This window comes from Inquilinus sp. OTU3971 (genome assembly GCF_038440215.1).
Genome location: NZ_JASATH010000233.1, coordinates 1 through 11599, shown reverse-complemented (window position 1 = coordinate 11599; position 11599 = coordinate 1). Strand labels below are relative to the sequence as shown.

The 11599-nt window shown below is 71.3% G+C and carries 10 protein-coding genes; 4 read left to right on the top strand and 6 right to left on the bottom strand.

Translation table 11 applies throughout. The features are described from left to right. Positions 1-152: 152 nt before the first annotated feature. Entirely contained in the window at positions 153-1367 is a 1215-nt protein-coding gene (locus tag AAHM41_RS35495) for an adenylate/guanylate cyclase domain-containing protein (RefSeq protein WP_342241354.1), read from the bottom strand. A 207-nt stretch (positions 1368-1574) separates the two neighbouring features. On the opposite strand from AAHM41_RS35495, the gene AAHM41_RS35490 reads away from it, so the two are divergent. Together AAHM41_RS35490 and AAHM41_RS35485 are read left to right on the top strand one after the other, a co-directional pair. Then, positions 1575-3242: an acetolactate synthase large subunit gene (locus AAHM41_RS35490; protein ID WP_342241353.1), complete on the top strand. Its 1668-nt coding sequence runs from the start codon at positions 1575-1577 to the stop codon at positions 3240-3242. An 87-nt stretch (positions 3243-3329) separates the two neighbouring features. Then, on the top strand, positions 3330-3641 hold the full coding sequence (locus tag AAHM41_RS35485; RefSeq protein ID WP_342241352.1) for a hypothetical protein: 312 nt from the start codon (positions 3330-3332) through the stop codon (positions 3639-3641). Here AAHM41_RS35485 and AAHM41_RS35480 read toward each other — a convergent pair whose 3' ends face one another. Both AAHM41_RS35480 and hisS read right to left on the bottom strand, forming a co-directional pair. Beyond that, positions 3642-4616 (bottom strand): small ribosomal subunit Rsm22 family protein, encoded by a 975-nt coding sequence (locus AAHM41_RS35480; protein WP_342241351.1) that lies wholly within the window; start codon positions 4614-4616, stop codon positions 3642-3644. Positions 4617-4881: 265 nt separating this feature from the next. Next, the gene (gene hisS, locus AAHM41_RS35475) at positions 4882-6225 is read right to left on the bottom strand and encodes a histidine--tRNA ligase (RefSeq protein ID WP_342241350.1); all 1344 of its coding nucleotides are present in this window, start codon (positions 6223-6225) and stop codon (positions 4882-4884) included. Positions 6226-6352: 127 nt separating this feature from the next. Between hisS and AAHM41_RS35470 the strand changes: the two genes are divergently transcribed. After that, positions 6353-7453, top strand: coding sequence for a peptidoglycan-binding domain-containing protein (locus AAHM41_RS35470; protein ID WP_342241349.1), 1101 nt, complete (start codon positions 6353-6355; stop codon positions 7451-7453). On the opposite strand, the gene AAHM41_RS35465 is transcribed toward AAHM41_RS35470, so the two are convergent. From AAHM41_RS35465 to AAHM41_RS35455, 3 genes are read right to left on the bottom strand one after another with little or no spacing between them, the layout of a single operon-like run. Next, positions 7450-8058: a 2-hydroxychromene-2-carboxylate isomerase gene (locus AAHM41_RS35465; RefSeq protein WP_342241348.1), complete on the bottom strand. Its 609-nt coding sequence runs from the start codon at positions 8056-8058 to the stop codon at positions 7450-7452. The two genes, AAHM41_RS35470 and AAHM41_RS35465, sit on opposite strands and share 4 nt — an antisense overlap. A 57-nt stretch (positions 8059-8115) precedes the next feature. After that, entirely contained in the window at positions 8116-9018 is a 903-nt protein-coding gene (locus AAHM41_RS35460) for an NAD(P)/FAD-dependent oxidoreductase (RefSeq protein ID WP_342241347.1), read from the bottom strand. Beyond that, positions 9008-9466, bottom strand: a complete 459-nt coding sequence (locus AAHM41_RS35455; protein WP_342241346.1) for an Rrf2 family transcriptional regulator — start codon at positions 9464-9466, stop codon at positions 9008-9010. The genes AAHM41_RS35460 and AAHM41_RS35455 overlap by 11 nt, the downstream gene beginning before the upstream one ends. Before the next feature lie 114 nt (positions 9467-9580). On the opposite strand from AAHM41_RS35455, the gene AAHM41_RS35450 reads away from it, so the two are divergent. Continuing rightward, positions 9581-11383, top strand: a complete 1803-nt coding sequence (locus AAHM41_RS35450; RefSeq protein ID WP_342241345.1) for an ABCB family ABC transporter ATP-binding protein/permease — start codon at positions 9581-9583, stop codon at positions 11381-11383. Positions 11384-11599 lie beyond the last annotated feature (216 nt).

The window sequence follows — 11599 nt, the reverse complement described above, 5'->3', positions numbered from 1 at the left end:
CCGCCGCCCCCCGGCCCCCCCCCCCCCCCGCCCCCCCCCCCCCCCCCCACCCCCCTCCCCCTGCCCCCCTCCCGCAAGGGGAGGGGGGACTTAAAAAAAACTCACTTCAACGATTCGAAGTCGATGATGACGACACGGGAGGCTGCCTCAGCCTACCCGATCCCGAAGATCCGGTGGGTGCCTTCGACGTCGCGCAGGACATGGCGGCCGAGATCGACCAGCGGGCGGCCGCAGGCGTCGCGGAACGGCTCCGACACCAGCACCCGGCGGCGCAGCGTCTTGGTCAGCTCCTCCAGCCGGCTGGCGCGGTTCACCGCCGGGCCGATCACGGTGAAGTCCAGCCGCCGCGCCGCGCCGACATTGCCGTAGGCGATCTCGCCGAGATGCAGGCCGATGCCGAAATCGACCGCGTCCGGCCCGACGAGGCCGCGCTCGGCATTGGTGGCGTCGACCCGGGCGCAGAAGGCCTCGGCCGCGGCGAGGGCGGCGGCGCAGGCGGTGCCGCGGTCGGTCTCCGGCGTCACCGGGAAGATCGCCAGCACCGCATCGCCGATGAACTTCAGGATCTCGCCGCCCTCGGCCTCGATCGCCACGCCCATGTCGCCGAACCAGCCGTTCAGCATCGCCACCACGTCGCCGATGGCGTTGACCTCGCTGTGCCGGGTGAAGGCGCGCATGTCGGCCAGCCAGATCGCCGCCTCGATCCAGTCGACCTCGCCGCGCTCGATCTGGCCCTCGATGATGCGCTGGCTGGTCCGGGCGCCGACATAGGTGTCGAGCAGGTCGAGCGCGATGCGCTTCCACACCTGGCGCTCGGCATAGGGGCTGAACAGCCGGGCGGCGGTGTCCAGCGCCTTCAGCCCGTCGTCGTCGAACCCGCCCGGCTGCCGGGTGACGAAGGACAGGAACCGGGTGCGGCTGGTGTCGAGGAAGGGCAGCGGCGTGATGAAGTAGTCGGTGGAGCCGAGCTCTTGCAGCTCCTGCAGCAGCGGCATGTCGCTGACATCGCCGTCGAGCCGCCGGCGATACGCCCGCTCGGTGTCGTCGACGACCTTGGTCGGGCTGTTGAGATAGCTCGGGCTCTGCAGGATGCCGTGCCGCGAGCGCTCCCCGAACTCGACGGTCTCGTCGCTCCAGACCAGCGCGGTGCCGCTGATCTCGGGATGCAGCACCTCGAGCCCGAGATGGATCCGCCAGGCCGGGACGATGGTCTGCGCCACACGCTCGCAGAAGCCGGGGAACAGGGACTTCACCGGCACCGGCTGCCGCGTCGCCTCGACCAGCCAGAGGCCGAGCTCCTGCAGCCCGGCGCGATGCCTGTCGGCGATCGGTCGGCAGTCCCAGTCCGGCGGCAATCCGTCTTGCATGGCGGGAGAAGAACCCTTCGGCGGGGCGCGGTCAATGCGGCGCTTGGCGCGGACAGCATCGCATTGCGGGACGGCCGTGGCCACCGTCACGGCCATGCCGCCCGTGCGCGAGGTGTCCGTCTGCCCTGCAGCGCGGTCATGTCATCGGCGCGGCTTACGGCCTATCTTTGCAGGGCACACCGCACCGCCCAGCAAGAGAGGACCACCATGGCTGCGCAACGGACCGGCTCCGACCTTCTCGTCGAGGCCCTGGTCAATGAGGGCGTGGACCGCGTCTTCGGCGTGCCCGGCGAGGAGAATCTCGACATCGTCGAATCGCTCCGCCGCTCCGGCATCGAGCTGATCGTCACCCGGCACGAGCAGTCGGCCGCCTTCATGGCCGCGACCTATGGAAGGCTGACCGGCAAGGCCGGCGTCTGCCTGACCACGCTCGGCCCCGGCGCGCTCAACCTGACCACCGGCGCGGCCTATGCCCTCTTGGGCGCCATGCCGATGGTGATGATCACCGGGCAGAAGCCGATCCTGAAGAGCCGCCAGGCGCAGTTCCAGATCGTCGACATCGTCGCCACCATGCGGCCGCTGACCAAGTCGTCGCGCCAGATCGTCAGCACCGGCGCGATCCCGACGCTGGTGCGCAACGCCTTCCGCATCGCCCAGGAGGAGCGGCCGGGCCCGGTGCATCTGGAGCTGCCGGAGGACATCGCCGCCTTTCCGGCCCCCGAGGGGCTGGGGCCGGTGCCGCTGCATCCGCTGGAGCTGCCGGTGGGCAATGACGAGGCCGTCGCCACCGCGGCCGAGATGCTGCGCGCGGCCGAGCGCCCGCTGGTGATGATCGGCGCCGCCGGCAACCGCCGCCACCTGGTGCCGGCGCTGTCCGACTTCGTGCGCCGGATGAACATCCCGTTCTTCAACACCCAGATGGGCAAGGGCGCGGTCGACGGCAATTCCGGCCTCTATATCGGCACCGCCGCCCTGTCCGAGGGCGACTATCTGCATGATGCGGTGACCAAGGCCGACCTGATCCTGGCGATCGGCCACGACGTGGTCGAGAAGCCGCCCTTCATCATGGAGCAGGCGGGGCAGACCGTGATCCATGTCGGCTACCAGCCGGCCGATATCGCCGAGGTGTATTTCCCGGACCATGAGGTGGTGGGCGACATCGGCGCCTCGCTGGCCCGCATCGCCGAGGTTTTCGGCGGGCCGCACCCGACCGCGGCCGAGGCCTTCGCCGAGCTGCGCCGCAGGATCCTGGAGAAGGTGGCGGCGGACGGCACCAGCGACCGGTTCCCGCTGCTGCCGCAGCGCATCGTCCACGACGTGCGCGCGGTGATGCCGGAGGACGGCGTCGTCGCCCTCGACAACGGCATGTACAAGATCTGGTTCGCCCGCAGCTACCGCACCCATATCGCCAACACCATCCTCTTGGACAACGCGCTGGCGACCATGGGCGCCGGCCTGCCCTCGGCCATGGTGGCGGCGATGCTGTACCCGGACCGCCGGGTGATGGCGGTGTGCGGCGACGGCGGCTTCATGATGAACTCGCAGGAGCTGGAGACGGCGATCCGGCTGAAGCTGAACCTGGTCGTGGTGATCCTGGTCGACAACGCCTATGGCATGATCCGCTGGAAGCAGGAGGCGCAGGGCTTCGCCGATTGGGGCCTGACCTTCGGCAACCCGGATTTCGTGACCTACGCCCAGGCCTACGGCGCCACCGGCTGGAAGGTGGAATCGGCCGAGGATTTCGCGCCGACCTTGGAGAAGGCCTATGCCCAGGGCGGCGTGCACCTGGTCAGCGTGCCGGTCGACTACACCGAGAACAGCCGCGTGTTCATCGAGGAGCTGCGCAGCCATTCCTCGGCAGTGGAGGCAGATTGAGCCGAGTGAAGACTATCATGTGAGCCGAAAGCGGGAGCCGGGGTGTTGTCCCCATAGGACCGCCCCAGCGACCCAGGAGGGACCGGCATGTATATCGCCCGCTTCTCGTACGACGTTCAGCCCGTCAACCGCCAGAGCGCGATCGACTTCATCCACCGCGAGGTCGAGGCCGCCCGGGCCAACCGGCTCAAGGCGCGGCTGCTGGTGCCGCTGACCCGCGGCCAGGGCGGGGCGGCGCTGCAGTTCGAGGTGGAGCTGACCAGCCTGGACCAGTTCGACCGGTTCCGCGAGCGCGGGGTCGGCGACGACGAGGAAACGGGCCGCTGGATGCATGCCTTCAGCGAGATCCTGGCCTCGCCGCCGACGGTCGAGCTGCTGCGCGTGGAGGATAGCCGGTAGTCACCCAGGCTCGTTCCCCAGCGCATCGCCCCAGCGCAGCCGCCGCGCCGTCTTCAACAGCGCCCCGTCGCGCTTGGTCACGGTGCGCTCGTCCAGCCCGTCCGGCGCGCACAGCCGCAGATCGATGCGCGAGCCGGCGCCGCGGGGCGGGGCGATGACGCGGCCGGCGATCGGAAGACCTGGGCGGCGCGAGACCGCGACATAGGCGAATTTCTCGTCCTCCCACGGCACCTCGCCGCCCTTGGCCTGGCGGTGCAGGCGGGACCGGGCGACGCGCCGGGCGAAGTGGCACCAGTCGGGCTCGGCCAGCGGGCAGGCGCGGTCATGCGGGCATGGCGCCACGACATGGCCGCCGGCCGCGATCAGCCGGTCCCGCGCGTCGAGGATGCGGCGGTACCCGGACGTGGTGCCGGGCTCGACGATCAGCAGCAGGTCGGCGGTGGCCGCCCACAGCCCTTCGACCAGGGCGCCGCGGCGGTCGGGCGCCAGCTCGTCCAGCACATAGGACAGGATGACGAGATCATGCGCCGGCAGCTCGGGCAGCGGCCGGGCCAGGTCGGCGGCGCGCCAGTCCGCCGGCGGCAGCGCTCCGTCCCCGGCCAGCCGAACGCCCCAGTCGCGGAAGGCGGCGCTGCCCTCGAGCAGGGTGGCGGCGGCGAGCTCCGGCCAGGTCTCCGCCGCGGCCCACAGCGCGGTGCCCGGCCCGGCGCCGGCGTCAAGCAGGCTGGCGGGGGAAAAATCCGGCCGGCGCGCGGTCACCGCCTCGAGGCAACTGCTGATCGCCGCATAGGTGGCCGGCAGCCTGGTGGCGAGATAGGCCTGGACCGCGCGGTCGTCGCCGACATGGAAGCGGCCGTCGCGCAGCTCGGCCCGGTAGCGCTGCGACAGCCGCGATGCCGCGGCGGACAGCTCGGCCAGGGCGACGCCCTCCAGCGCCCGGTCGACCGCGACGCGCAGGGCGGCCGGCAGTTCCATGGGTCAGGCCTCCGGCTGCACGCCCCACGAGTCCCCCCTCCCCTCGCGGGAGGGGGGTAGGGGGAGGGGGTTTGCGCCGAAAGAGCTGATGTCTTGAGGAGGTGGCGAGAGTGGTCCGATCCCGGCAGGGGAACGTCCGGAGCCTGGCCTCGACAGCCCCCTCCCCCTACCCCCCTCCCGCAAGGGGAGGGGGGACTCAATTGAGGATGGCCTCCATAAAGAGAGGCCAAGGAGCAGAGGTGGAGACCTGACCTCCATCAACCCCCTACCCCGCCAGCGCCTGCCGCACCGCGTCGGCCAGGCCGGCCTGCGGGTGGGTGGACTGCTCGCCCGACGAGAGGTTCTTCAAGACGGCGGTACCGGCGGCGATCTCGGTCTCGCCGGCGATCACGGCCAGGCGGAAGCCCTTCTTGTCGGCGTATTTCAGCTGATCGCCGACCTTCTTGCCCTCGGTGAACAGCTCGGTGGCGATGCCGGCGGCGCGTAGTGCCGTGGCCAGGCCGAGATAATAGGGCAGCTGCGCCCGGTCCATCACCGTCACCAGCACCGCGGCCGGGGTGGCGGCGCCGGGCTTCAGCAGGCCGGCGTCGAACAGGCGGGACAAGAGGCGGGTGACGCCGATCGAGATGCCGACGCCGGGCAGCTTCGCCTTGGTGTAGTTGCTGGCCAGATCCTCGTAGCGGCCGCCGGAGCAGATGCTGCCGACCTCCGGATTCGCCACCAGCTGGGTCTCGTAGACCGTGCCGGTGTAGTAGTCGAGGCCGCGGACGATGGCGAGGTCGATGCGCCAGCGATGCGCCGGCACCTGGAAGGCGGCGAGGCCGTCGGCCACCTGGCCCAGCTCGTCCAGCCCCTCGCGGTACAGCTCTCCGCCCTCGATCGCGCGCAGATCGGCGATGGTCACCGGCCGGGTGACGAGGTCTACGATCCGCCCCGCCGTTGCCGCGTCGATGCCGGCATGGGCCGACAGGTCGGCCACGGTGCGCTCGCGGCTGACCTTCTCGATCGCATCGATCACCTTCAGCGCCGCGCCAACGCCCTCGGCCGTCAGCCCCTGGTCGAGCAGATAGCCCTGCAGCAGCTTGCGGTTGTTGATGCGGATGACGAATTCGCCGATGCCGATGCGGGCGAAGATGGCGTTGATGACGCAGGGGATCTCGGCGTCGTTCAGGAGGCCCAGGCTGCCGTTGCCGATGACGTCGATATCGGCCTGGTAGAACTCGCGGAACCGGCCGGCCTGGGGCCGCTCGCCGCGCCACACCTTCTGGATCTGGTAGCGCCGGAACGGGAAGGTCAGCCGGGCCGCGTTCTGCGCCACGTAGCGCGCCGTCGGCACGGTCAGGTCGAAATGCAGCGCCATGTCGGTCGAGGGATCCTCCCCCTCCCCCGCCGCCAGGCGGGACAGGGCGTAGATCTCCTTCTCGACGATGCCCTTGGCGGTCAGGATCTCGCGCCGCTCCACCGCCGCCGTCTCGATCGGGGTGAAGCCGTAGCGCTCAAACTCGTCGCGGATGATGCGCAGGACGCGATCCTCGACCAGCTTCTCCTCCGGCAGCCATTCCGGGAAGCCGCTGATCGGCTGGGGCTTGATGATTCGGGTCTCGGACATGGCGGTCATCTTCCTAGGGAGTGTGGCGGTTTAGCCGATCGCGCCGCCGCCGTCACCCGCGGGGAATCGGAACCGGACCTGCGCCCCGGACGTTTCGCACGCGACCGAGACGACACGGAGAACCCGGATGCGTTCCACCATTGCCCTGGCCTGCCTGGCCGCGACTGCCGGCTGGGCGGGCTCCGCTTTTGCCGCCAACATCGAGGCCGGCACCTATGTCGCCGGCGGCGGCGCGCCGATCCGGCTGCTGGTCCAGCCGACGCAGGACGGCAACGTCGCCTTCCTGCTGCACCGCTCCAGCCGCGGCGGCATCTGCCTGATGTCCGGTATGGCCAAGCCGGTGGGCGACACCATCACCTGGACCAGCAACAGCGGCGCCGCCCTGGCGATCCGCTTCGACGGCCGCGGCGCCGCGATCGACACGGCGAACGCCCTGCCGCAGAACTGCGACGGCGCCCCCCGCATCGCCGGGTCCTATGTCTATGACAGCCCGACGATCGAATTCGACCGGGCCGAGATCGGCGCGGTGCAGAGCGCCTTGAACGGAGCGGGCTATCGCCTCGGCCAGGTCGACGGCATCCTGGGCCAGCGCAGCATGGCGGCGGTGCGTGACTACCAGCAGAAGAACAACCTGCCGGCGCCGGATGACGGGCTGACGGTGGAGACGGTGGCCCATCTCGCCAGCGGCGGCCGGACCGTCGAAGCCAAACCTGGCGCGCCGACCCCGATCGCGCCGTCCACGGCGCCGGCCACGGGGGCAGCCCCGCCCGTCGCCCCGGCCGACACCGCCGCGGCGACGCCGAGCGCCCCCACACCGGACAGCCCGCCGCCGCCCCTGCGCTGGCTGAGCCCGATCCCCGACCGGCTGATCCCGATGCTCGAGGCGCGCTACGCGCCGATGGTGGCGCCGGCGGTGATCAACTGGCGCGACGCGCCGTTCCAGGTGGCCGAGATGGAGCTGGACGAGAAGCCCGGCCAGCTGACCCCGGACGTGATCGTGTTCTGGAACGACGCCAAGCACTGCGACGCGAATGGCTGCCCCTGGGAGATCCTGGCCGAGGGCTCGCAGTCGCTGACCCCCGTCGCCGACGGCAAGGCCCATGATCTGGGCCTGGCGCCGAGCTACAGCGCCGGCAAGCGTGACCTGCTGGTCGACGGCAGCCGGCTGTTCCGCTGGACCGGCAAGGGCTGGGCGCCGGAATATTACAAGCCGGAGAAGGTGCGCTAACCGGCGCGCGGGCTGCCCTGGAGGCGCCATGCCAGCTGGTCCAGCCGGTCGGCGCCCCAGAAGCCCTCGCCGTCGAGCAGGAAGAAGGGCGAGCCGAACACGCCCTTCGCCGCCGCCGCCTCGGTCTCGGCGCGCAGCCGGTCCTTGACCTCCGGCCGCTGGATCGCCGCCGCGGTCTCGGCCGAATCGAGGCAGAGCCCGGCGGCGATGCGCACCACCGCCTCGGGCGCCGCGATGTCCTCGCCGCGGCCCCAATGGGCCTCGTACAGCGCGACGGCGAGGTCGTGGGCCAGGGCCGGCCGGGCATCGGCCAGCCACCACACCGCGCGGGACGGCGCCAGGGCCGCGATCGGCCATTGCGCCGGCAGGGTGAAGGGGATGCCCAGGAAGGCGGCGAAGCGCGCCGCATCCTGCTCCAGATAGGGCCCGCGCACCGGCAGCTCGCGGATCGGCCTGGTGCCGATCTGCTTCATGATCGGGCCCAGCAGCACCGGCTTCCACCGCACCTCGCGGCCGTGCCGCGCGGCCAGCGCGTCGATCCGCATGGCGCCGAGATAGCCATAGGGGCTGGCGAAGTCGAAATAGAACTCGATCGGCGACGGCATCCTGGTCTCCTCCGGCTGGGCGGCAGCCTCGCCCAGCCGGGCCGCGCTGTCGATATCCTAAGCCGCCATCCCCATCAGCGACCGGTGGGCGCAGACGCCGGCCATCACGCCCGAGGCCGAGGCCAGGGTGGCGTTGTGCATCGGGGTCGCCGCGTCGCCGGCGGCGAAGACCCCCGGCACTGTCGTCTGCTTGAAGTCGTCGACGCGCAGGCGGGGGCCGAGCGGGCCGTCGTCGAAGGCGCAGCCGAGCTGCTCCGCCAGCGGGCTGGCCATGCGCATCCGCGCCGCGGTGAACAGGGCGGCGACCGGCACGACCCGGCCGTCCGCCAGCCGCACCGCCTCGAGATCCGGCGCGGCGCCGAGCAGCTCCACCACCGGGCTGCGCTCGATCGACACGCCGCGGGCCGCCAGATAGGCCGCCTGCGCGGGATCGGGCTCGAACTCGCCCTGGGTGAAATAGGTGGTCGGCCCCCAATCCGGCAGCATCCCGGCCTGATGGGTCGAGAGCGCGTGATTGGCCAGGACGCCGAGGGGCCGGCCGGCGACCTCGTAGCCGTGGCAGTAGGGGCAGTGCAGCACGGTCGCGCCCCAGCGCTCCTGCAGCCCCGGGACAGGAGGCAGCTCGTCGGCCACCCCGATGGCCAGGATCAGGCAGGTCGCCGCCGCCTCGCCGCCGTCGGCCAGGGCCACCGTGAAGCCGCTGTCGGCGCGGCGGGCCGACACCGCCTCGCCTTCCAGGAATGCCACCGTCGGATAGGCCAGCAGCTGCCGCAGGGCTTCCTGCTGGATCTCTCGCGGCGGCTTGCCGTCCTGGCCGAGGAAGCCGTGCGACGCGGCGGCGAAGCGGTTGCGCGGCCGGCCGGCATCGATCACCAGCACCCGGCGGCGGGCGCGGGCCAGCTGCATCGCCGCGGACAGGCCGGCGAAGCTGCCGCCGACGACGATGACGTCATGGGACATGGTGCGGATCTCCGTAAGGGCGGCCGGCGTTCAGCCGGCGGGCATCGGCCGCGAGGTCGGCCAGGGTCAGGGTGGCGAGGCGCCGGTCGAGCGTGCGTTCGGCCTCCTGCATCGCCTCGTCCAGCGCGGCGGTCACCGCTCGCAGGATCAGGCAGGTCGGCTGGGGGACGTCGAACGCGGTGAGCGAGACCACGCGCTCGCCGAGGGCGTGCTGGATCTCGGCCAGGGTGACCGCCTCCGCCGGCCGCGCCAGGCGCCAGCCGCCGCCATGGCCCTTGACCGAGGTGACGATGCCGGCCTGGCGCAGCCCGGCGAAGCCGCGCCGGATCACCACGGGGTTGGTGCCGACGAAGGCCGCCATCTCGGCCGAGGTCAGGGCCGCGTCGGGCCGCTCGGCCATGTGCACCAGCACATGGAGGGCGGCGGAAAGGCGCTCGCTGTGCTTCATGTAACTTCAAAAGTTACATGATTCGGTCCGCCAGGCAAGACGCGATGACGACGGGATGCCGGCCGCAGCCGTGTAATAAGATGCGACGGCGACGATGCGAGTCCGGTTATGTCGATGACACCGCCCCGAGGGGACCACAGCGCGCGCGGCGACCTGGCCACGCTGGGCCGGGTCATGCCCTATCTGTGGCGCGGCGAGAGCTGGGGCGTGCGGCTGCGCATCCTGGCCTGCGTGGCGCTGGTGTTCCTGTCCTCCTTCGCCGTGGCGCTGGTGCCGCTGCTGTTCTCGCTGGCGATCGACGCCTATGCCGGCAAAGCGAACACCTGGGCGGTCGGGGCGATGGGCGTGATCACCGCCTATGCCGTCGCCTCCTGGGTCGGGCGCATCCTGGGCGAGCTGCAATATGCCGCCTATGGCCCGATCGAGCACCGGCTGGTGCGGCGGCTGAGCCGCACCTTCTTCACCCATCTGCACGGGCTGTCGCTGCGCTTCCATCTGGGCCGCCGCACCGGCGCGGTCAGCGAGGATCTCGGCCGCGGCCTCTCCGGCATCCGCGAGCTGATCTACGACGTCGCCTTCCGCATCCTGCCGCTCTTGATCGAGATCGCTGCGACCTGCGCCATCCTGCTGGCGCATCTGCCGCCCTTCTACGCCCTGGTCACCGCCGCCACCCTGGCCGCCTTCGCCTGGGCGATGACGCTGGGCGCCGACAGCCTGCGCAGCACGATCCGGACCATGAACCGGGAGAGCAGCAGCGCCCATGCCGTCGCCATCGACAGCCTGATCAACTACGAGACGGTGAAGTATTTCGGTGCCGAGGGCGCGATCGGCCGCCGCTACGACGAGCGACTGGAGGAGGTCGAGCGGCTGGCGGCGCGGGGCTTGGCTCTCCGCAGCCTGAACGGCATCGCCCAGATGACGGTGCTGAGCCTCGGCCTCGCCATCTTGCTGATCCTGGGCGGCCAGGCGGTGCAGGCCGGCACCATGTCGGTCGGCGACCTGGTGCTGCTGAACACCTATTTCGTCCGACTGGCCCGGCCCCTGGAGCAGTTGAGCCGCCTGTACCGCGTGATCCGCAACTCGCTGGGATCGGTCGAGCAGATGTTCGCGCTGCTCGACGAGGCGCCGGAGGTGACGGATTCGCCGGGCGCGGTGCCACTGCCGCCCGGCCATGGCGATCTCGTCTTCGAGCACGTCTCCTTCGCCTATGACCCGCGCCGGCCGATCCTGCGCGACGTCGGCTTCACCTTGCCCGCCGGGCGGACGGTCGCCGTGGTCGGCGCCTCCGGCGCCGGCAAGTCGACCATCGCCAGGCTGCTGTTCCGCTTCTACGACCCGTCCGACGGCCGGATCCTGATCGACGGCCAGGACCTGCGCGACGTCACCCAGGCCTCGCTGCGCGCCGCCATCGCCGTGGTGCCGCAGGACACGGTGCTGCTGAACGAGACGCTGCGCGACAACCTCGCCTTCGGCCGGCCCGACGCCACCGACGCGGAGATCGAGGCGGCGGCGCGGATCGCCCAGCTGGACCGCTTCGTCGCCGCGCTGCCGGACGGCTGGGATACGCTGGTCGGCGAGCGCGGGCTGAAGCTGTCGGGCGGTGAGAAGCAACGCGTCGCCATCGCCCGCGCCGTGCTGAAGCAGCCGCGCCTGTTCATCTTCGACGAGGCGACCTCGTCGCTCGACAGCGCCACCGAGCAGGCGATCCAGGAGCGGCTGGCCGAGGCCTCGCGCGGCACCTCGACCCTGATCATCGCCCACCGGCTGTCGACCGTGGTCAATGCCGACGAGATCCTGGTGCTCGACCGCGGCCGGGTGGCCGAGCGCGGCAGCCACACGGCGCTGCTGGCCTGCGACGGACTCTATGCTTCGCTATGGCAGCGCCAGCATCGGGTGGCCGAGCCGGCGGCGGAATAGTGGGCGACCGGCCCTTCTACTCTCCCCCTCCCCTCGCGGGACTAGAGCATCTACACATCTGCCCGGCGTCGTCCGATTGCCTCTCCCGCTTGCGGGAGAGGTCGGGCTCGCGCAGCGAGACCGGGTGAGGGCGGCCCGGTCGCGACACCAGGGTCAGCGCTTCAGGACCGGGCGGATCATGCGCTCGCTCTTGGCAAAACGGTACTTTCGGCGGGG

Bases quoted from the DNA above. Each gene is read 5' to 3' on its own strand.
- AAHM41_RS35495 (WP_342241354.1), bottom strand. From the start codon at position 1,367: ATGCAAGACGGATTGCCGCCGGACTGGGACTGCCGACCGATCGCCGAC.
- AAHM41_RS35490 (WP_342241353.1), top strand. From the start codon at position 1,575: ATGGCTGCGCAACGGACCGGCTCCGACCTTCTCGTCGAGGCCCTGGTC.
- AAHM41_RS35485 (WP_342241352.1), top strand. From the start codon at position 3,330: ATGTATATCGCCCGCTTCTCGTACGACGTTCAGCCCGTCAACCGCCAG.
- AAHM41_RS35480 (WP_342241351.1), bottom strand. From the start codon at position 4,616: ATGGAACTGCCGGCCGCCCTGCGCGTCGCGGTCGACCGGGCGCTGGAG.
- hisS (WP_342241350.1), bottom strand. From the start codon at position 6,225: ATGTCCGAGACCCGAATCATCAAGCCCCAGCCGATCAGCGGCTTCCCG.
- AAHM41_RS35470 (WP_342241349.1), top strand. From the start codon at position 6,353: ATGCGTTCCACCATTGCCCTGGCCTGCCTGGCCGCGACTGCCGGCTGG.
- AAHM41_RS35465 (WP_342241348.1), bottom strand. From the start codon at position 8,058: ATGCCGTCGCCGATCGAGTTCTATTTCGACTTCGCCAGCCCCTATGGC.
- AAHM41_RS35460 (WP_342241347.1), bottom strand. From the start codon at position 9,018: ATGTCCCATGACGTCATCGTCGTCGGCGGCAGCTTCGCCGGCCTGTCC.
- AAHM41_RS35455 (WP_342241346.1), bottom strand. From the start codon at position 9,466: ATGAAGCACAGCGAGCGCCTTTCCGCCGCCCTCCATGTGCTGGTGCAC.
- AAHM41_RS35450 (WP_342241345.1), top strand. From the start codon at position 9,581: ATGACACCGCCCCGAGGGGACCACAGCGCGCGCGGCGACCTGGCCACG.